The organism is Haladaptatus sp. HS23, assembly GCF_056892285.1.
Map to the genome: position 1 here is coordinate 137,839 of NZ_JBXGLH010000010.1, position 19,210 is coordinate 157,048.

Genomic DNA, 19,210 nt, shown 5'->3' on the forward strand with positions numbered 1-19,210 from the left:
GGAGGTCGAACGCCGCGTTCGAAACGTCTTACCGGCGTGAACCCGAACGGCGAACCATGTACGGCGTGGTGACGCGAAACCCCGAGGAACTCGACTGGCCCGAGTTCGAGCGGGGCTTCTACGAGATGAAGGACGTAACGGGGCGCGCAACCGAACCGGTCGAGATGGGCGTGAACATGATTTCGTGTTTCGGGGACAGCACCGCCGCCGAAAACGACCCCTCGTTGGTGCCCGTGAGCGACGAGGGCGAACTTGCGACGCGCGAGCAACCCTACTTCGACTGGGGCTACATCTGTCCCACCCGCGAAGCGTACCGCGAAGGCCTGTTGGAGATGGTGTCCGACGCAGCAGCGGCGTACCCCGACGTGCGCTTGGACGACATCGGCTTCCCGCGGGCAGAATACTGCCACTGCGAGCAGTGTGAATCCGAGTTCGAGGAGAGCGACTACGACGACTGGAAGGCGTGGCGCGCGAACGTCATCACCGAGTTCGTCGCGGAGGCGAGCGACAGAATCCCCGGAAAGACGTATCTGACGCTGTATCCCGACCCGTATCCCGGTCACCTCTACGACCGTGCCGGACTCGATTTGGACGCGCTTTCGGAGCACGTGGACGAGTTCGTGATTCCGCTGTACGACATGGCCTACTCCACGACGTACTGGCTGGAAATCATCGCCAGCGGATTCGAGGACGCCCTCGACGTTCCGTTCAGCGTCGAACTCTACGCGGTGGATATCGACATCGACGACCTCATCCACGCCGCCGAAGTCGCGGACGCGTACGGAAACGACGTGTTCTTCGGCTACGAATCGGGCAACGCCCGCGCCGCGGTGCGGCGGATGGACGCGGATTCACGCGACGGCGTTACACACGGGAACTGAACCGCTTTTCCTTCCACGCGACCAGTTGCTCCCGGTCCCGGGTGTTGTCCGGGAGTTCGGCGAACCACTTTGCGTCCGTTATCTCGTCGTCCGGGTCACGGACCGTCGGCGTCGTCGTTTTCGCACACGCCTGAAACACGGGGAGGACGCCCCACGTCGAATACTCCCCGCAGCGAATCGCGGTTCGAGTCGCGATTCCCAATCCCTCGTACTCGGCTTCGATGCCCGCTTCCTCGCCGAGTTCCCGCTCCGCCGCCTCCCGATGGGACTCGTCAGGATGGATGCCGCCGCCGGGGAGAACCCACATATCGACGCCCGCGTGCCAGACGAGGAGCACCTCGCGGGACGGGCGGTAGACGATGGTGTGTGCGCCGTACGGCGCGCCGTGTTCCGCGACCCGGTTGGCGAGCGCGCGAAATCGACCGCGGGACACCTCGTAGTGCCGCGTGAACTCCAAAAATCCCGTATGTCGCTCGGTCAGTCGGTGATAGGTCTGCTCCGCCCGCTGTTCGGCCTCCGTCGAGAGAAACCACAGGTCATCGAGCGTCATCGTACAACTGACCGCGGACTACCCCTGAAGACGAACGAGAACCCGAGCGCGCGAAGAGTACAATCATGTGCCACGCTATTCTAGCGGGAGAAATAAGCCTTCGGACGACGACACTCGGGAATCGGTCGGTTTTTACGACCGGATGGGCTATCCGCCGGTATGAGCTTCGAAGAAGACGACGCGGTCATTCTGCACGACCAGCACAGCGAGTACGACGGTGAAGAGGGAACGGTGACGCAGGTCATGGAGAACATGTTCGGCGACGCCACGTACACCATCAGCTTCGAGGACGGACAGGAGACGGGCATCCCCGAGGATTCCCTCGAAGCCGTCGAGGACGAGGAGTAACTTTTCCTTCTTCGATTCGTACGTTCCCATCATGGCTAGCGTTCCGTTTCACTACATCGACTTGCGGGCATTCTGCTATGCGACCGAAGACGACCAGCGCGTCGAAGACTCCCTCCGCGCCTACCTCCCCGACGAGGCCGAAATAGAGCGCATGAAGAGCGAGGGACACCTCGGCGACCGCATCCTCATTCTCTCGGCGCGGGTGGAGAACGCGGACGAGATGCGCCACGTGTTGAACAAACTCCGGGAACTCGACGACATCGCGCAGTTACGCGACGAACTCGACCAGCGCGTGGACGACAACTGTTCGTTTTTCATCTCGCTCGACAAGCAGGCCGCTTACCGCGGTGCCGTCGAACTCGGTAACGGAATCACCCTCCGCGCGAAAGTCGAAGCCTACCCCGCGAAGAAGGACGCGGCCATCGAGAACGCCCGGAAAGCGCTCTCGTAATCACGATTACCGGGTTTCGTCCGGAAGTAGGCCGACACAAAGTTTATCACCGCCACTACTGTTGTGATAGACGTTACCACGCAACGCGTGGATGAGTATCATGCAAGAGTGTCCATACTGCAATTCTGACTTGCGTCGCGGTGGAAGTTCACGTACGACCCGCAACGGCAACCCGACCGGCCACAAGAGCACCGGAACCGAGTACGTGTCGTGTCCCGACTGTGGCGGCGTGATAGACGGCTTCTCGGCGCACTAGCTACGATACCGCGGTCTTCCATTTTTAGTCTCACAGCGTGGAGCGGGAGAAGTGATGACGGACCAACAGGGATGAGGAGAGCGTACGTTGACCGTTCGAGAAATTGTAGATCGAACGCTGGAGAAAGCTTATTATCGTGAACAATTCAGAAGGAGCATGGGTTTAGATAGTGGGAATTGGATGGGAATGGACGACGAGGGGATGTACGCAGTGGATAGGGAGGATGACGGTTCTACGGAGTCCGAAACGTCGGTCCGCGAGACGATGCTCAAGGGCACGGTCCTCCTCGTCGTCGTTTTCGTCGCGTTCTTTCTCTTCGCGTGGGTTGTGTTCGGGTAGCAACCGCGAACTGCGGGCCGAACGTTAGAAGGATGTCGAAGGCGGTTACTTCCGTCGATTTGGGAACAGAAGAGAGGGACTCTACCGATTGGAGAGCGTAAACACCGCAGGAGAAAGTACTTACCCACACGAATCATAATTTTATTTATGAGTAACGACCACGTGTCAAAGCCGGACGTAACGGCTTTCGACGACATGCACCTCGTCTGGAAGGTTTTCTGGGCGAGTCTCGGAGTTCTCCTTCTCCTCTTTTGGGGGACCGTACTTTTCGCTGTGCTGTAGCGTCTGCACCACGAACCGCACACCGGTCGATGGGAATACCGGAGCAGACCGCGTTTCGAATATAGTCGCGAATAGCAGTGACTGCATTTCGGTTCGAGTGAAAATGGATTCCCTTCGTAGTTGTCCTATCGAAGAAAAAACCGACGGGCTGGGAGCGGGTTTGTATGACGGGACCGGATTCGAATAACGCCCGGACGGTTCCGCTCACTCACTTCGTTCGTTACGCGAACGGCGTCCAGTCTAATTCGAATTCGCTGGCTACATTCTCCGCTCACGTCCGTTGTTCGCGGAGAATGTGCGGGACCGGATTCGAACCACCTGAAGACGCTTCCTTACTCGCTTCGCTCGTGAGACTGCCTCTTCCGTACTTCGAATCTGCTCGGCACGATTTTGCCACTCGCGGAGTTGCTCGTGGCAAAATGTGCGGGACCGGATTCGAACCGGCGGACCCCTACGGGACAGCGTCCTAAGCGCTGCGCCGTTGGCCTAGCTTGGCTACCCGCACGCAGTATTGGATTTTCAGGAGCGAGATAAGAAACTGTCGTTCTCCGCGGACGAGCGTTTATAATCGATGGGGCGCAATCTCGTGTCGTGTATCGGGCACGTGACCAAGTGGAAAACGAATCGTGGCTCGCCGAACTCCAACAGGCAGCAGACCGCCTCAAACTCGAAACCGGCGCTCGCTCGCGGGCGGCGGATCTCTTTCTCTCGACCGTCTCCAGCGCCGACGACCCCGAGGAACGCTCCAAGCGCGCTGTCGCGGCCGCCAGCCTCTACGCCGGGTCGCTCATCGAGGGCGACCAGCGCTCACAGCAAGCCGTCGCCGACGCCATCGGCGTCTCGCGGTTGACGATTCAACAGCGCTGGAAGACTGTTCTCGAAGAGGCTGGACTCCAACCGCCGTCGTGGTGAGTCGTGTGACAAAAGGATTCAGTCGCGTCCACCGTTGTCCGGGGTCAGGTTCCCGTGCTCGTCTATCTCCCCGGCGACGATTCGCGTGCTAGAGATGATGTCGCCGTCCTCGGCCTCGACGTGCGGGACGACCACGATTTCCAGAGGGTCGAAACCGCGTTCGGTGCGGAGTTCGTTGATTCGATCGCCGCCGTGTTTCGTCTCGGGGGAGACGATGAGTACGTCGAAGCGCTCCTCGGTGGCGATACCGGTCGGTTCGGTGAGTTTCCGAACGTCGAACTCGCGGCCGTGTTCCTCGGCGAACCCGCGGAGTTCGGATTCGAGCGTGCGCTTTCGCTCCTCGAACGGGCGGATGTGTCTCTCGACGTTTCGAGTCGCCGGGGCGAGTTCGTCGCTCGTCAACCCGACGGTGACGTCACCCAACTCGAACGCTCGCTCGAACAACACCCGGTGCCCGTCGTGAACCGGGTCAAACGTCCCACCCAACGCAACGTCCATACACCGGCGAATGGTTCCGCGTGGTTTATCACCTTCGGAACGGCGTGCCATCACCGGACGGGCCGTGCAGCCTCGCGATACCGGCGGTAAATTTCCGTTGCCCACTCGACGAACGCGGACCGATCACAGTCCACGAGCGCGCGGAGCTGTCCGTCCTCGTCGTAGGCCCCCGCGAGCGCCCAGTTATCGCCGAGCGTCACGCCGATCCGGACGGAACCGTCGTACCGATAGATGTCGATGGCACGCGTGACGAGTCTGAATTCGAACGGGTTGAGCGACCATGCGGTTTCCAACGTCTCGGCGGGCATGACGAGTTCCGTCTCGACGCCGTCGAACACGAGTTCCGCGTGTACGTCATGGTACAGGCGACTCAAGACGGGTGCGAGCATCCGAATCGTGTCCGTCTCCCGCGACCGAAGGCGATTTACGTATTCGCTCACCGGGGCCTGTGGCTGGTCGGGCGATGCGACGACGAGCGTGGCGTCGTGTAACCACGCCGGGTCGGGAAGATGGGTTTCGTCCGGGAGGTGGCGGAAGAACGCATCGAAGCGTTCGATGGTTTCGAGCGTCTCCATGTAGTTCGCGTGCGTTCGCGTGACGAGTTCACCGCTCGGCGTGAGGGTGTAGTTCCCGTCGCGCTTTCGCACCCAGCCACGGTCGGCGAACTCGGAGAGGTTTCGCTGGGCACTCCGGTGGGAGACGCCGAGGGAATCCGTGACGTCGCGCGGGGAACCGGGCGACTCCCGGAGAAGGGACAGCAATCGCAGTCGCTCCGGTGACCCGGCAAGAAACGCGACCGTCTCTTGGGTATCCATCGGGCCGATGTACTCGTGGGAGGGTTGTAAACGTCCCCCCGAGGCCGAATTCTCTCTCGGCGGCGAAACGTGATTCTTAAGGGCCGAACGGGTGTCGTTCCGTGTATGAGTGACGAACAAGAGGCCGACGCAACCGAAGAAGAGAACGCAGAAACACAGGACGGACTGCAGGAAGGAGACTTCATTAGCCTCGATTACACCGCGCGAACCGTCGAGGACGGCGATCTCGTCGACACGACCAGCCAAGAGGTCGCGGAAGAAGAGGACGTAGAAACGGACGAGCGCGACTTCAGCGCGCGCACCATCGTCCTCGGTGCGGGTCACATCTTCGAAGATGTCGAAGAGGACATCTACGGCAAGGAAGCGGGCGACGAGGGGACCGTCACCGTCGAACAGGCGTTCGGCGAGTACGACAACGAGGAAGTCCGCACGGTCAGCGCCGACAAACTCTCGGACGACGACCGCTACCCCGGCGCGCGCGTCAACATCGACGGCCAGCAGGGCTTCGTCGAGACCATCATCGGCGGTCGTGCGCGCGTGGACTTCAACCACCCGCTCGCGGGCGAGGACCTCGAATACGAGTACGAAGTCGTCGAAGAGGTCGAGGACGCAGAGGAGAAGGCGAAGGGCCTCTTCTCGATGTACATCGACGCGGACCTCGACATGTGGCTTCAGACCGACGAAGTCGAGGAAGAAGTCGAGAACGACGAGGGCGAGACCGAAACCGAGACCGTCGAGAAGGAAACCCTCTACATCGAGGCGACGCCGCAACTGTCGATGAACCAGCAGTGGATGTTCCAGAAACAGCAGATCGCACAGGACGTCATCGACCGCCTCGACCTGGACCGCGTCATCGTTCAGGAGACCATCGACGGCGCGGGTGCCGGTATGATGGGCGGCATGGGTGGAATGGGTGGCATGGGCGGTGCCGACCTCGAAGAAGCTCTCGAAGACGTCGACATCGACGAGGACGAACTCGTCGAGGAACTCGACGAAGAAGCCGAAGACGTCGAAGAGTAATCGAACCGAATCGTCTTTTTAGGTGAGCGAGCACAGTCGGGTATGGACTCCCCGACACGACTCTTTCATCTCCATTTCAACACGCCCGACGTGAGCCACGCCGAAACCGAACTCGACGCGCACGGACTGCCGCCGTACCGTCGGTTCGGGCAAGTGGACGGCGAGTTTCGAGCGCTCGACGCGAACGACCCCATTCCGGACGGGTTACGACTTCGACTCCAAAACGCCCAACGCGGGTACGTGAACGTCACGATTGCGCTGGGGCGACGGTCACACTTCGACCACCTCGGACTCTGTACGTCCGACTTCGACGCGATTTGTGACCGGGCGGACGACTTGGGGTGGTCCGTTCGTGACCGCGACGGGAGACGAACGTTCGTCATGACGCCGTGGCGATTCCGAGTCGAACTGCACCCCGACGGAAGCGACGTGGAAGCGGACCTTGGGTCGTGGGAAGAGATGCGTTTCGAGCGCGTCGAACTCGTCGTGGAACAGGGCGCAGAAGACCAGTTTCGAACGGTGTTCGGGGAGGTTTCGGAACTCGACTTTCGACCGACCGACGAGGACGACGTCCACGTCCCGCGGTTCGAACTCTCCGGTTCGGCGTGTCCGGCCGAAAAAACGGTCGAGACCGAATCCGTCCTTTAACCTCGTCCGTCACCTCGTCGCGTTCCGGGAGCGAACGTTTTCGGCCGACCATTCGCCAGCGTCGGCTTTTCGAACGATTCCGGAGTCGATACTCGCGTTCCGAATTTCGACTGCGGGTTTCGGGTCCGTGTCGGGGTCGGTCACGTCCGGCGACACGGGTGACGTGTCGGAACGTTTCGGAACCGTCGTGTTGACCACCGTCAACGTGTCCACGTTCAACGTGTCGAGGTTCGCGCCTTCGACCGTGATGTTGGTCAGGACGTGCCGCTTGATGACGCGTTTTTCCACGCCCGGGTCGAACAGGTCGCCGCCCGGAACGTTCCAAATCGAGCGGTTTCTGATGACGATTCTGTCCGCGGTCACGTTCTTCATCGTGCCGTTCTGGATGTGAACCGTTGCGATGGAGACGTTACGGAGGGTGACGTTTTTCTTGGATCCGTTCTCGGTTCGCAAGGTTCGAACGTGTACCTCGTCCACCGTGGCGTTGTTCACCGTCGTGTTCCGGAGCGCCCACGTCCTGACGGTCACGTCCTTGACGGACACTTTGTACTGACCGAGTTGCAACGCCGAGTTCGACGCGGTTGCCCCGCTACCAACGACGACTGCACTGCCCGAGAAGACGAGGAGAATCGACAGGACGACAACGAGATATGTGCCGGTTCGGGTTCCCATACACGCCACGAATTGGACCGACGACATAAACGGCTTCGACCGTTTTCCCGAGTTCGGCGGGGTAAGCCGCCGTTTCTCACTTTACGCTGATATGTGCGGGGAGGTCATCGCGGATGATGGTCTCACAGTACTCACAACGGACGCCGTCGGAGAGCACCTCGAACTTGGAATCGACGGGTTCGTCCTCCGTCGAGATGCAGTTGCTGTTGGGACACGAGAGGATTCCGACGACGTACTCGGGTCGCTCCAAGCGGTGCTTTTCGGCCACCTCGTACTCGCGGATGATGTTGATGCTCGCGTCGGGGGCGATGAGGGAGAGCACGTCCACCTCGTTCTGGCTCAACTCCATCCCCTCGACTTTCACGATGTCTTTCCGCCCCATTCGGTCGCTCGGGACGTTCATCCCGACGCTCACCGCCTCGCCGTCGCTTCCGTCGATGCCGAGGATTGCGAGGACGTTGAGCGCCTGCCCGGCGCGAACGTGGTCGATGACGGTGCCGTTTCGAATCTTGCTGACGCGGAGTTCGTGGTCGCTCATTGGTCCTCCAGCATGGAGTCGAGCAGTGCCATACGCACTGGAATGCCGTTGTGTGCCTGTTCGAAGTATTTCGCGTAGGACGTCTCGTCCACCTCGGGTGCGATTTCGTCGACGCGGGGGAGCGGGTGCATGATGGTCAGGTCGTCCCGCGCGTCTTCGAGCGTTTCGAGGTCGATACGGTAGTCGCCCGCGATGGCGCGGTATTCGTTCTCGTCGGGGAAGCGCTCGCGCTGGATGCGCGTGACGTAGAGGACGTCCAAGTTCGGAAGCACGTCCTCGATGTCGGTGTGTTCGCGGACGTTCGCTCCCGCCTCGTGGAGGTCGTAGCGAACGCTTCGGGGGAGTTTGAGGCTACCGGGGCTGATGAAGTGCTGGCGGACGTCGAAGTTCGTCAGCGCGTGTGCGAGCGAGTGGACCGTTCGCCCGTACTTCAGGTCGCCCATAACGCCGATGGTGAGGTCGTCCAGACCCGCGTTCTCCCGAATCGTATAGAGGTCGAGGAGCGTCTGTGTCGGATGATGACCCGCCCCGTCTCCCGCGTTGAGGAGGGGGACATCGACGAACTCGCTCACCATCTTCGCCGCACCTTGGCTCGGATGGCGCAACACGAGCGCGTCGGCGTAGCCTTCGATGACGCGCGTCGTGTCGGCGAGGCTCTCTCCCTTCTTCACGCTCGACGATTCGACGGAACCCATGTCGACGACGTCGCCACCGAGACGCTTGATGGACGTCTCGAAGCTCATCTTCGTGCGTGTGCTGGGTTCGTAAAACAGCAACCCGAGTAGTTTTCCCGCGTGTCGGTCCCCGAACGCCGCCGGGTCGGCGTCGATTTCGGCGGCGCGGTCGAGGACGTCCTCGATATCCTGCCGCGAAAGTTGTTTCGTGTCGATGAGGTGGTCGTGCCGCATCGTTCGAACAGGAGTCGCCACGCGTCTTGAAAGGCACGGGTCGTCCCCGAAATTTAAATCGGATGACGGAACCACACCCGGCATGCTCGCCATCGCCGGTGGAAAAGGTGGCTGTGGAAAGACGACGACGACGCTCGGACTCGCCGGGGCACTCGGGCGGATGCGCCGCTCGGTCGTCGCCGTGGACGCGGACGTAGATATGCCAGATCTGCACTTGCTTGCGGACGTAGCGGACGCCCCGAACATCTCGGCAGTCGCGGACGGCGCGCCGGTCGAAGCGGCCGCCCACCCTCCCCCGACACTGACCGGCGTCGAGGTGGTTCCGGCACCGCAATCGATGGGGGAGTCCGCCAACCTATCGACCGCACTCCCTCGCCTTTCCCACGCGGGCGACCACGTACTCGTGGACTGCCCGGCGGGAGCGGGCCCCGATGCGGCGACGCCGCTCCGAATCGCGGACCACGTTCTGTTGGTGACGACGCTCGACCCGGCGTGTCTCCGCGATACGGCGAAAACCGCCGCGATGGCCCGTGCGCTCGGGACGACCATCGTCGGGGTCGTCGCCACCCGAGCGGACCATTCTCCATCGAAAATCGAGCGACTGTTCGATTGTCCGATGCTCTCCTCCATTCCCGACGGCGGCGTCGCCGCCCTCGCCGACGAGTCCGTTCGTCGAGGGTACGACCGCCTCGCGTCCGCACTTCTGTCCAAACACTTATGAACGATGTTCGAGTTGTCAGAATTATGGTAGCGCGGCTTTCGACCGGAGTTCCGGTCCTCGACCGGAAGCTCGACGGGGGAATTCCACCGGGGAGTACCGTCGCACTCTGTGCCCCTCCGGCCAGTCAGGCGGAACTCCTGCTGACCGAGTTTACTGCGAGTCGACCGACGCTTTACTTGACGACCGACCGGAACGAGGAAACCGTCAGTGCTGGGTTTCGACACGAATCAAGCCGCCGGACACCGGAGGTCAGATACATCCCAGGCGATGCGCCGCTGGACCACGCCCGGCGGTTGTTTCAGCGCCTTCGAAACGATTCGACGCTCATCATCGACCAGATGAACCTGCTGGAGCGGGAGGACCCGACTCGGTATCGGAACTTCCTCAACGACCTACAAGCCCACCTTCGAAGAACCGATAGCCTCGCACTCCTTCATTGTCTCGACGGCCGACGGGTCCCTGCCCAGCGTGACGTCACGGAACACGCCGTCGACGTGGTGTTTCAACTCAGAACCGAAATTTCGGAGGACCGCGTCGAAAACCGACTCGCCGTACCGAAGTTCCGCGGCGGGCGCGCACTACCGGAGACCATCAAACTCGAACTCACGGAGTCGGTTTCCATCGATACCAGTCGCGACATCGCATAAATCAGTCAGGCGTATCGTTCTCGCTACGCTTCACACAGTCAGTGTTCGCCGTCCGCGAATCTATCGACGTTCGTCGATTCGACGCATCTGTTCCCGGTGTAGCGTAACGATCATATCCGAGAGAACGCCGAACATGAGCAACTGCAACCCGAAGATGATGGAGATACCGGCGACGACAGCGAGCACCTCGTGTGAGATGTTTCGAGTAACCCACTCGACACCGACGTAAGCCCCTAAAAAGACCCCGAAGAGGCCGCTCAACATTCCCACGCTTCCGAAGTAAAACAGCGGGTTGTTCGTCTTGGCCAGTTGGTAGAGGGTCATGATGATGTCACCCCCGTCCCAGAGCGGGTGGAGGTTCGTTTCCGAATCGTCCGGGCGCTCCTCGTACTGAATCGGAACGACGACCGTCGGAACGCCGTGTTTGACACATTCGACCGCTAACTCCGTTTCGACGCCGAAGCCGTCCGAGGTGAGATACGCTCGCTCCGCGGATTTGCGCGTGAAGGCTCGATAGCCGCTCAAGATGTCCTTGAAATCCGACCCGTGGATGATGGAGAATGCACGGTTGATGATGCGGTTGCCGAAGTGGTTCAGCCGCGGCATCGACCCGTCGTTCATCTCCGCGAATCGATTTCCGATAACGTGATTGTAGCCGTCGTCGAGCGGTTCCAGCATCGTCTCGGCGTCCGCCGGTTTGTACGTTCCATCCCCGTCTAACATCAGCACGTACTCGGTACCGACGTGTTCCAACCCTTCTCGGACGGCCTGTCCTTTCCCGACGCCATTTTGTGTGATGACGCGTGCGCCGTGGTCCGTCGCCACGTCCCGAGTGCCATCTTCGGAGTCACCGTCCACTACGAGGACGTTCGAGAAGCCCTGCTCACGAAACCCGTCGATGACTTCGCCAATCGTCTCGGCCTCGTTGAGCGTCGGAATGAGCACGCACACGTCCTCTTTGTCGGGCATTGTCGGGGAAATGGACACCGGGGTGTAAAAGCCCAACCTTTTGAGTCTGTCAGGGATGGGAGGAGTACCGTCTCTCACCGTCCACTGACTGCCGGTCAATCCATAGATGTTTAAAACAAAGCGACAAACGACCGGACATGAACCGGCTCGCCAAGGCCGCCGCTGTCGTCATCGCTGTGGCCGCAATTCCGTATATCTGCGTTCTCGCGTTGTACGGACTGATTCGCCCCGACGGCTCGCCCGCCCGAAAGCGGGAGGCAGAGCCGACGGTGAGTGTCATACTACCCACATACAACGAGTCAGACATCATCGAGAAGAAGCTCGACGACCTCCTCGAACTCGACTATCCCATGGAGAGGGTCGAACTCGTCGTCGTGGATTCGAGCGACGACGAGACTCCCGACCTGATTCGGGAGTACTTCGCCGACCGCGAACACCCCACGTTGAACCTCATCGAAGAGGAGGAACGGCGCGGACTCGCACCCGCGCTCAACGACGCATATGCGGCCGCCGAGAACGAGATGGTGGTCAAAACCGACTGTGACTCCTACACCGAAAACGACGTCCTCCGCGTCGCCGCCGCGAACCTCGCCGACCCGGAGGTTGCGGCCGTGACCGGACAAAATGCCGACGTTCTCGGCGGAAGCGAAGTCGAGGAGGGGTATCGTGGCGTCCAAGCGCACATCCAGACTCTCGAATCGCATCTCGACTCCACCCTCATCTTCCACGGCCCGTTCTCGGCGTTCGAAAACGACGCCATCGTCCCCATCGACCCCGAATCGCTCGCCGACGACACCGAACTCGCGTTGAAGATTCGTCGAAACGGAAAGCGTGTTATTTTCGACCCCGAGATTCGCTACAGCGAGGCTTCACACTCCGATTTCGGAAAACGCCGTCTTCAGAAGGACAGGCGCGGAATGGGACTGATTCGGTTGCTAGTGCAACATCGAGACGCCCTCTTCCGACACGGGAAGTACGGAGGTGTCGTGTTACCGTTCAACTGGTGGTTCATGATAGTCTCGCCGTGGTTAGTCGCGCTTGGGATCGGGTTGATAACGGGTGGTGCGCTCGTCGCCGCCGGGCCGTTCGGGTTGGTCGTGCCAGTCGGGCTTGGCGTGTTCGTCAAACTCGGTGGCAGTGACCTCCTCGGACCGTTGCAGTCCGTGTATGCCATCTTCGATACGCAAGTGTCGCTGTTCCGAGCGAGCGTAGACTTGTTGCGTGGCAAAGGAGATGGGACGTGGGAGATAGATGAGGAGTTGCGGGAGGTGTTCGAGTGAGAAACACGACAACTGACAGATCACGTCAATTTATCCAAAAAGGTTTGTAGGAGTCATTACCAACGTTTCTGGTACATGAGTACTAGGGATAGTGTCGCACTTGTCGTTCTCGACACCCTTCGAAAAGACACGTTCGACGACTTTTTTCGGTGGATTCCAGGTGCTCACTTCGAGAACACATGGTCAACGAGTCATTGGACTGTCCCTGTTCATGCCTCACTTTTCGGTGGGAAATATCCTAGCGAATTAGGCGTTCACTCCCAAAACCAAACGCTCGACTGTCCGGAAGCAGTAGTCCCGGAACTGCTCGAAAAAGGTGGGTATATGACTCGCTCTTTCTCCTGTAACATCAACGTCTCCCCGGCATTCGATTTCGATAGAGGGTTTCGACAGTTCGACGGAAGCTGGCGGTTACAGAACGTTACCGGGAACACGTTCGATTGGGAAGACTTTATCTCTCGCACGGATTCATCAAACATCAGCCGATATTTCACGGGACTTAGGGAGTGTATCGGGGGTGAGTACGATACGTGGAAATCGCTAAAGCGGGGTGCTCTCATCAAACTTCGTGACCTTGGGTTTGTGACCCATGCGGACGAAGGCGCGAAGGAGGCGTTGGAGTATGTCACGAAAACAGATTTCGGAACTGAAGAGTTTTTGTTTATGAATCTGATGGAAACTCATGCACCATATACGCCTCCCCGAGAGTACCGAACCGTCACGACCGAACGGCCGCTCAACGAGGTCACCGCTACGAACGGATTCGTCAGTACGGTATCAGGGGAGGGAGACCCGCACTCCGACGTACTCCTAGACGCCTACAGTGACTGTGCGCGATATTTGTCCGACATTTATAAAGAGATATTCGATGAACTTCGAAAATCGTTTGATATAATCATAACTGTTTCGGACCACGGAGAACTGTTCGGTGAGCACGGTGCATGGAAGCACGCGTATGGCCTATATCCTGAACTCACTCACGTACCACTCGTCGTTTCGGGGGACGAGATACCGGATCAGGAATACAACGAAACCGTGAGTCTTCTCGATGTCCACCAAACGATACTCGCTATCGCCGAAATCGAAGCGGAGTCCGAAGGGAATACACTCATAGAGAAGGATACGTCCACAAACCGGTTCGAAGTGAAGCCGACCGATGAACGGTGTTTCACCGAATATCACGGGTTGTACCCTCGACACAGGGCAAAAGCAAAAGCAGCTGGCTACGATTCGAGCCTTTATGAAACGGAACTGTTTGGTTGTGCAGTGTCGTCGTCGTACGCGTGTCAAACGAAAGACGACCTGTTTATCTCCGGCGAGATACGGGAGGACACGGTGGCAAAGACGATAGCGGAGCATGAAAACCGTATCGAGAAGCGCGATGTCGGCGATGATATGGCCGTCTCCGACGCGGTCGAACAACAACTCAAGGATTTGGGGTACGCATAGTATGTCGCCGAAGAATACTGACGCTGTGGTCGGAGAACCATCGTCGAGCGACGGTGAAAATCGGAACGAAGAACTGCTCGTGTCCGTTGTCATACCAACCTATGGGGATTCGGAATACGTCGACTCCGCGATTGATAGCGTTCTAAACCAGTCGTACGATAACATCGAAATAATACTCGTCGATAGCTCCGGCGTGTCTCGGCTTGCGGAACGCGCCGAGAATAACAAAGATATACTGTATGTGTTTCAAAAACCGAGGGGATTGTCCGCCGCACGGAATCGAGGAATAGACAGGTCGAACGGAGACGTCGTCGCATTCCTCGATGCTGATGACCGGTGGCGGTCCGATAAATTGGCAAAGCAGATGCAGAAAGTGGAAGGTGGTGCGCACATCGTCTACTCCGACAGATACGTTATCGAGGGAGACAAAAAGCAACGGATGTCTTCACTACCCGTCAGAGACTTTAAAAACCATCACTTGGATTTCCTATATGAAGGTGGGGTTCCTATTCCGACGGTCATCGTGAGAAAGGAGTGCTTGGACGGAATCCGTTTCGATGAGAGTTTGGGTGCGGTTGAGGACCGACATTTGGTCGCCCGCATTTTCAGAGAGTTCGAACCGGCCTACGTTCCCGAACCCCTCGCATACTACAATCGGCGTAACGATTCGATGAGTTCCGATGCCGAACTGATGTATGAGAACGAACTGGAAGTTCTGGAGGACCTGACGGAGCGTTACAGCGAATTGAAGCCACACGAGGACCGTTTGAAAGCGATAGCGAAATACAAGTACGGAAAGCGACTTTTGCGCGAGGGGCGTACAAAAGACGCCCGCAAACAGTTAGGCGGTGCGATAGTCGGTGGTTTCCACGACGTCCGGTGCTTGGCACTCCTCCCGGTTACCGTCCTCCCGTTCGGACATCGCACCTGTCTCTGGTACTGTGAGCAGATACAGGAGTTACTCAGATAACGCCGCGAGGTCCGAGATATTGTGCCAGACCATCGTCCGAAAACGACCGGAAAGCGAAATTAGAGCAACAAAATAGGTTAGTGCTGCTATGGCGAGGGTGCCTAACGTAGCGATAACCGTCGTACTCGTCTGGAGGCGAACGACGTATACGACGCCTCCCATTACCAGCGATGCCAAGATCTGCTTGCTGATCTCAGCGGTCGGAACTCGAACGTCGATAAATCGAGTCAGAGCTCGATAACCGAAGAACACCACGAGGGCTGCCGATATCGTCGTTGCAACCGCTGCACCGACCCACCCATACGTGCCGATTAGAATCACGTTCAATACGATGTTCGTAATCACGAAGAGGCCGTTTATTCGAAAGGTGTATTTCGGCTGGTCGAGGCCGTTTAGCGCGTTGAGGAATTGGCTTCCATATGCGTACAAAAGCCGAGCGAGAACGAGGACAACCAGGATGGTCGACGCCCGTTGAAACTCCGATCCGTAGATGGATAAAATCCGGTCGCCGATGAGATAGCTTCCGACGAGTCCAGGAATCAGTAACAACCCCGTATATGCCACCGCTTCACTGACGAGACGTTCGACGCGTTCCGTGTTCGAATCGCTGGCAACTTTACTGAGTTCGGGAAACGTCGCTTGGCTAATTGCGACGCCGAAGATGGCAAGAATCGTCGCTAAATTCCATGCGATTTCGTAATAGCTGATTAGATTTGAAGCGACGAAAAAGCCGAGAACGACCGTGTCGAGTGAGGCGAACGTTCGCATACCGAGTTTCCCTATCCACGAATACCGCGCGTATCTGAACAACTGTATGAAGTGCTCTCGCGTTGGCAACTTGATATCCGATTTTTTGAAAATCACACCCGCGATACAGGCAAAAAATGCGGCACCCAAATAACTGCCTAACAGCCCAGCAACTCCGAATCCCAGCGATACCACGATAACCTGTAGAAGGCTCCGAAGGAGTCTATCAAACGGCTTCAATAACGAAGCGATGTGGACGGAGTGTTGACCGCGAAGCGTCGCTGCAACGAAATTGAGCATTGCACCAGCGAACAAAGTGACAGCGATGACCACGGCAACGGGTGCGCCGATATACGCGTTGACGCGCCCTCGAAAAAGGAGCGTAATCGCTGCGAGAAAACAACAGGACCCGAGTACGATTATTACGCCAGCGACGAAGTACGCATCGTCTTCTTCCTTTTCGCTCAGTCGTTTTGTGATTGCAGACTGGACGCCCATCACCCCGAGGACTTGAAGCCAAATTATCACCGCAACCGCCAGAAAGTACGACCCCAGTACGTCCGACCCCAGCGTATTTGCGAGATAAATCGTGGTAAGAAACCCGATAGCGGATGCTGCCACCTTTGAGACAAAGCTAATGGCCGATGTTTTTGCGATATTCATATCTTACGAGCAGGATTTCTATACACTCTTTTTACTCCTGATAACCGAGATCGATAAGCCGTCTACGGACCTGTTCGTCCATCTCTACATCATCGATGTCCATCCGCGTCGATTCGATTTCGTGCTTATATTCCTGGATTCGTTCCCTCAAGGTCTCGGCAACGTCCTCGTGGGTGTCCACGACGTTCGTCGTTTCTTTCGGGTCTCGAGAGAGGTCGTATAACTCTATGCTGCCATCATGTTCAATGAACTTCCATGTATCGTCCCGGTACGAAAATCGTCGCTCTCCTGTATCCGTGTCTTTCCAATCCCCGAGTATCGAAGTTCGTTGCCAACCTTTTCCATTCAGCAGTGGGAGAAGACTGTGACCGTGGAAGTTATCCGGGGTACTGATGTCGGCAAAGTCCACCAGCGTCGGAGTGATATCTTGGAGTCCGACCATATCTTTGTACCGCCCTCGATGGTTCCCGTCGTTCATCACCAACGGAACATGTATCACCTCGTCGTAAAACGTCGGGAAATGGCTGAAGCCGCCGTGTTCCCGAAACTCCTCTCCGTGGTCCGCGGTAACGGCCACGAGAACGTCATCCCAGATTCGGTTCACGCTTTCGATAAGACGCCCGATTTCGGAATCGGTGAAACGTATTTCGGCGTCGTACAGATCGATAATGTCGTTTAGCTCTGCTTCGGAGATAGAATCCGGGTTTTCGAGCATTTTCCGACGGAGTTGAACGGCTCGACGTTCTTTGATTGGCGAATCACGAAACTCGAGTTGGTGTTCTTCGGGAGGAACGTACGGATGGTGAACGTCCATGTAGTGAACCCAGAGAAAGTGTGGCGAGTCCCGCTCGGTTCGATTCACCCACTCGAGTGCCCGATCCGTTATCTCACCGGCGTTGACGTACGCCGACCCGACGCTCGTGCCGGCGCGGAGTTCCGCGAGTTGTAGTGCGCGGGCCATCGAATTATACAGGAACCCGTCTTCATCGAGTCGATCCCGAACGAACTGTTTGGCTTTCGCCATAGTCGTCGGGTCCGTCTTGGAGTCGAAAAATTCGTCAAATCCCTTGTCATATCCGAAATCCGCTCCGAGATAGAGATTGGAATGGAATCCACCCGTCGCGTATCCGTTTTGGTTGAAAACTTCCGAGATGAGGGTCCGTCCGTCCGAGATTCGTTCATATCCTCCGTACATCAACGCAGAGGAGGACGCGAGTATCGAGGGGAAAGACGGCCGAGTCGAGCAGGCGTGAGCATAAGCGTTAGAAAACAGACTCCCGCCAGAAGCTAATGCATCTATATTTGGGGTGGTCTCTCTCTCATATCCATAACAGCCGACGTGGTCGGCACGGAGGGAGTCTATAGTAATAAAGAGTACATTATCCATGATTGGTCCATACTTCTCATCGCATATTATACTTTTGAGAATACGGTCGCAGTGTATCGCTCGAACCGGTTATTTCAATATGCGATGCAATGTCTCGATATAATCCTCCGCAATTGACGCCCACGAGAACTCCTTAGTGAACTCCCGTAACTCGTCTTCGTTTATCAGTTCCTGTGACTGACGGATACTTGCAGCGATGTCGTTCGGTTCCGTCGAAGTGAACTCGATAACGTTCCCGAACCGGGCACGTGCCTCCCCATCCAACTGCACGACAGGTATACCTGCGGACATATATTCCAACACTTTGAGTGTTCTGGCATCGTCAACGAGACAAAGACCAGCGTCGGAAAGAGAGAGATATCCCGGAATGTCCTCGTGGGGAACGGTTCCCAAAAACTCGACGTTTTTCATCCGCTCCGCAGCAGTACGCGTGAATTCGTCCAACGAACCAGTTCCGATAATCACGAGGCTCCAATCATCGAGATATTCCATGCTCTCGACCATCTCCTCGATATGATATATCGGGTCCAAGCCACCCACATAGATTGCAATGTTGTCGTTCAAATCGAGAGATTCAAACCGTGACGAAGCCCGCTGAATCGAAGCAGGGTCCGGGTTCGCAAACATATCGTACTCTACGCCGAAGTCGGTTTGAGAGTAGCTTGATGCGTATTTCCCGATTCGGTCTTCTTCTTCGGGATAGACGTACAGTACGTGGTCAGCAACACGCAGGGCTCTGTTTTCGAGAACCCGTACTGGCGGTGCTAATAACGGCGATTGTTGCTCGAACTGGCGCATCGGGTCGATGTTATCCACGACGAGCGGGAGATTTCCTAACCGTTTCAATACCATCCCGGCGATGGCACCTGCACGAGTCGTCCCGATTATCAGATCGTAATGGCGGAGGCGCGTGGCTTCGGTGGCAACTGTCTTCGGCGTCGTACTCGAAATCGTGACATCGAATCCGTTCTGACGGAGATGTTCCGCGAGAATCTGGCGGCCGATACTGATGTCGTCGGGTCGGTTTTGTGCAAGCCAGAGAATGTTCATTTCGATTGGCTATGTCCGCTCGTTGCCTTATTATGACGTGATGTGCTGATTAATACCGATGTTTCTGAAGCCATTTGTCGGTACGGAGCTTCGTCGTTTCTCACCGATTCGAGTGTTCGGAGCGTTTGAATCACTATTGTTCGATATACCATACTATCGGGTATATGTAGATACGGATTTCATCTCGAATCAAAATGGCATCCGGAACG

General features: G+C 57.6%; 24 protein-coding genes and 1 tRNA gene. 14 read left to right on the forward strand and 11 right to left on the reverse strand.

Going from position 1 to position 19,210, the window contains the following annotated elements; all coding sequences use genetic code 11:
* Positions 1–56: 56 nt before the first annotated feature.
* Positions 57–881: a hypothetical protein gene (locus AC1XDK_RS23050; protein ID WP_483352336.1), complete on the forward strand. Its 825-nt coding sequence runs from the start codon at positions 57–59 to the stop codon at positions 879–881.
* Here AC1XDK_RS23050 and AC1XDK_RS23055 read toward each other — a convergent pair.
* The gene (locus AC1XDK_RS23055; protein ID WP_483352337.1) at positions 865–1,431 is read right to left on the reverse strand and encodes an NUDIX hydrolase; all 567 of its coding nucleotides are present in this window, start codon (positions 1,429–1,431) and stop codon (positions 865–867) included. The two genes, AC1XDK_RS23050 and AC1XDK_RS23055, sit on opposite strands and share 17 nt — an antisense overlap.
* Positions 1,432–1,590: 159 nt before the next feature.
* On the opposite strand from AC1XDK_RS23055, the gene AC1XDK_RS23060 reads away from it, so the two are divergent.
* From AC1XDK_RS23060 to AC1XDK_RS23080, 5 genes are all read left to right on the forward strand, one after another.
* A complete protein-coding gene (locus tag AC1XDK_RS23060) occupies positions 1,591–1,779 on the forward strand; it encodes a hypothetical protein (protein WP_007982862.1) in 189 nt (62 codons plus the stop codon).
* A 31-nt stretch (positions 1,780–1,810) separates the two neighbouring features.
* Positions 1,811–2,230, forward strand: coding sequence for an RNA-binding protein (locus AC1XDK_RS23065; protein ID WP_483352339.1), 420 nt, complete (start codon positions 1,811–1,813; stop codon positions 2,228–2,230).
* 100 nt (positions 2,231–2,330) lie between these two features.
* Positions 2,331–2,486, forward strand: a complete 156-nt coding sequence (locus tag AC1XDK_RS23070; RefSeq protein WP_483352340.1) for a hypothetical protein — start codon at positions 2,331–2,333, stop codon at positions 2,484–2,486.
* A 156-nt stretch (positions 2,487–2,642) separates the two neighbouring features.
* Entirely contained in the window at positions 2,643–2,825 is a 183-nt protein-coding gene (locus AC1XDK_RS23075) for a hypothetical protein (protein WP_483352342.1), read from the forward strand.
* 147 nt (positions 2,826–2,972) lie between these two features.
* Entirely contained in the window at positions 2,973–3,107 is a 135-nt protein-coding gene (locus AC1XDK_RS23080) for a hypothetical protein (RefSeq protein WP_483352343.1), read from the forward strand.
* 420 nt (positions 3,108–3,527) lie between these two features.
* Here the strand turns inward: AC1XDK_RS23080 and AC1XDK_RS23085 are convergent.
* Positions 3,528–3,612: transfer RNA gene (locus tag AC1XDK_RS23085), tRNA-Leu, on the reverse strand.
* An 86-nt stretch (positions 3,613–3,698) separates the two neighbouring features.
* On the opposite strand from AC1XDK_RS23085, the gene AC1XDK_RS23090 reads away from it, so the two are divergent.
* Positions 3,699–4,019: a transcription initiation factor IIB family protein gene (locus tag AC1XDK_RS23090; protein ID WP_483352345.1), complete on the forward strand. Its 321-nt coding sequence runs from the start codon at positions 3,699–3,701 to the stop codon at positions 4,017–4,019.
* Positions 4,020–4,037: 18 nt separating this feature from the next.
* Here the strand turns inward: AC1XDK_RS23090 and AC1XDK_RS23095 are convergent, their stop codons facing one another.
* Positions 4,038–4,517, reverse strand: a complete 480-nt coding sequence (locus AC1XDK_RS23095; RefSeq protein ID WP_483352346.1) for a phosphopantetheine adenylyltransferase — start codon at positions 4,515–4,517, stop codon at positions 4,038–4,040.
* A gap of 50 nt (positions 4,518–4,567) precedes the next feature.
* Positions 4,568–5,332, reverse strand: coding sequence for a helix-turn-helix transcriptional regulator (locus AC1XDK_RS23100; protein ID WP_483352347.1), 765 nt, complete (start codon positions 5,330–5,332; stop codon positions 4,568–4,570).
* A gap of 105 nt (positions 5,333–5,437) precedes the next feature.
* Here AC1XDK_RS23100 and AC1XDK_RS23105 point away from each other — a divergent pair, with 105 nt between their 5' ends.
* Positions 5,438–6,352 carry an FKBP-type peptidyl-prolyl cis-trans isomerase gene (locus AC1XDK_RS23105; RefSeq protein ID WP_483352348.1) on the forward strand — a complete coding sequence of 305 codons (915 nt, stop codon included), beginning with the start codon at positions 5,438–5,440 and terminating at the stop codon, positions 6,350–6,352.
* Positions 6,353–6,394: 42 nt separating this feature from the next.
* Entirely contained in the window at positions 6,395–7,000 is a 606-nt protein-coding gene (locus AC1XDK_RS23110) for a VOC family protein (protein WP_483352349.1), read from the forward strand.
* A 9-nt stretch (positions 7,001–7,009) separates the two neighbouring features.
* Here AC1XDK_RS23110 and AC1XDK_RS23115 read toward each other — a convergent pair whose 3' ends face one another.
* The 3 genes from AC1XDK_RS23115 to pyrB form a co-directional block, all read right to left on the reverse strand.
* Positions 7,010–7,672, reverse strand: coding sequence for a hypothetical protein (locus tag AC1XDK_RS23115; RefSeq protein WP_483352351.1), 663 nt, complete (start codon positions 7,670–7,672; stop codon positions 7,010–7,012).
* A gap of 76 nt (positions 7,673–7,748) precedes the next feature.
* Positions 7,749–8,210 carry an aspartate carbamoyltransferase regulatory subunit gene (gene pyrI / locus AC1XDK_RS23120; RefSeq protein WP_231182995.1) on the reverse strand — a complete coding sequence of 154 codons (462 nt, stop codon included), beginning with the start codon at positions 8,208–8,210 and terminating at the stop codon, positions 7,749–7,751.
* A complete protein-coding gene (gene pyrB, locus AC1XDK_RS23125) occupies positions 8,207–9,118 on the reverse strand; it encodes an aspartate carbamoyltransferase (protein ID WP_483352352.1) in 912 nt (303 codons plus the stop codon). Before pyrB ends, pyrI begins: the two co-directional genes overlap by 4 nt.
* A gap of 82 nt (positions 9,119–9,200) precedes the next feature.
* On the opposite strand from pyrB, the gene AC1XDK_RS23130 reads away from it, so the two are divergent.
* Positions 9,201–9,839 carry a MinD/ParA family ATP-binding protein gene (locus AC1XDK_RS23130; RefSeq protein WP_483352353.1) on the forward strand — a complete coding sequence of 213 codons (639 nt, stop codon included), beginning with the start codon at positions 9,201–9,203 and terminating at the stop codon, positions 9,837–9,839.
* A gap of 23 nt (positions 9,840–9,862) precedes the next feature.
* Positions 9,863–10,486, forward strand: coding sequence for an RAD55 family ATPase (locus tag AC1XDK_RS23135; protein ID WP_483352354.1), 624 nt, complete (start codon positions 9,863–9,865; stop codon positions 10,484–10,486).
* A 60-nt stretch (positions 10,487–10,546) separates the two neighbouring features.
* Here AC1XDK_RS23135 and aglJ read toward each other — a convergent pair whose 3' ends face one another.
* A complete protein-coding gene (gene aglJ / locus AC1XDK_RS23140) occupies positions 10,547–11,455 on the reverse strand; it encodes an S-layer glycoprotein N-glycosyltransferase AglJ (RefSeq protein ID WP_483352356.1) in 909 nt (302 codons plus the stop codon).
* Between the two features lie 137 nt (positions 11,456–11,592).
* Here aglJ and AC1XDK_RS23145 point away from each other — a divergent pair, with 137 nt between their 5' ends.
* From AC1XDK_RS23145 to AC1XDK_RS23155, 3 genes are all read left to right on the forward strand, one after another.
* The gene (locus tag AC1XDK_RS23145; RefSeq protein WP_483352357.1) at positions 11,593–12,735 is read left to right on the forward strand and encodes a glycosyltransferase; all 1,143 of its coding nucleotides are present in this window, start codon (positions 11,593–11,595) and stop codon (positions 12,733–12,735) included.
* Between the two features lie 75 nt (positions 12,736–12,810).
* Positions 12,811–14,184, forward strand: coding sequence for a sulfatase-like hydrolase/transferase (locus AC1XDK_RS23150; protein WP_483352359.1), 1,374 nt, complete (start codon positions 12,811–12,813; stop codon positions 14,182–14,184).
* 1 nt (position 14,185) lies between these two features.
* On the forward strand, positions 14,186–15,154 hold the full coding sequence (locus AC1XDK_RS23155) for a glycosyltransferase family 2 protein (RefSeq protein ID WP_483352360.1): 969 nt from the start codon (positions 14,186–14,188) through the stop codon (positions 15,152–15,154).
* On the opposite strand, the gene AC1XDK_RS23160 is transcribed toward AC1XDK_RS23155, so the two are convergent.
* From AC1XDK_RS23160 to AC1XDK_RS23170, 3 genes are all read right to left on the reverse strand, one after another.
* Positions 15,143–16,564, reverse strand: a complete 1,422-nt coding sequence (locus AC1XDK_RS23160) for an oligosaccharide flippase family protein (protein ID WP_483352362.1) — start codon at positions 16,562–16,564, stop codon at positions 15,143–15,145. The genes AC1XDK_RS23155 and AC1XDK_RS23160 overlap by 12 nt on opposite strands.
* A 31-nt stretch (positions 16,565–16,595) precedes the next feature.
* Complete coding sequence (locus tag AC1XDK_RS23165) at positions 16,596–17,951, reverse strand: sulfatase family protein (protein ID WP_483352364.1); 1,356 nt, start codon at positions 17,949–17,951, stop codon at positions 16,596–16,598.
* Positions 17,952–18,020: 69 nt separating this feature from the next.
* A complete protein-coding gene (locus tag AC1XDK_RS23170; RefSeq protein ID WP_483352366.1) occupies positions 18,021–19,001 on the reverse strand; it encodes a glycosyltransferase in 981 nt (326 codons plus the stop codon).
* Between the last annotated feature and the right edge of the window lie 209 nt (positions 19,002–19,210).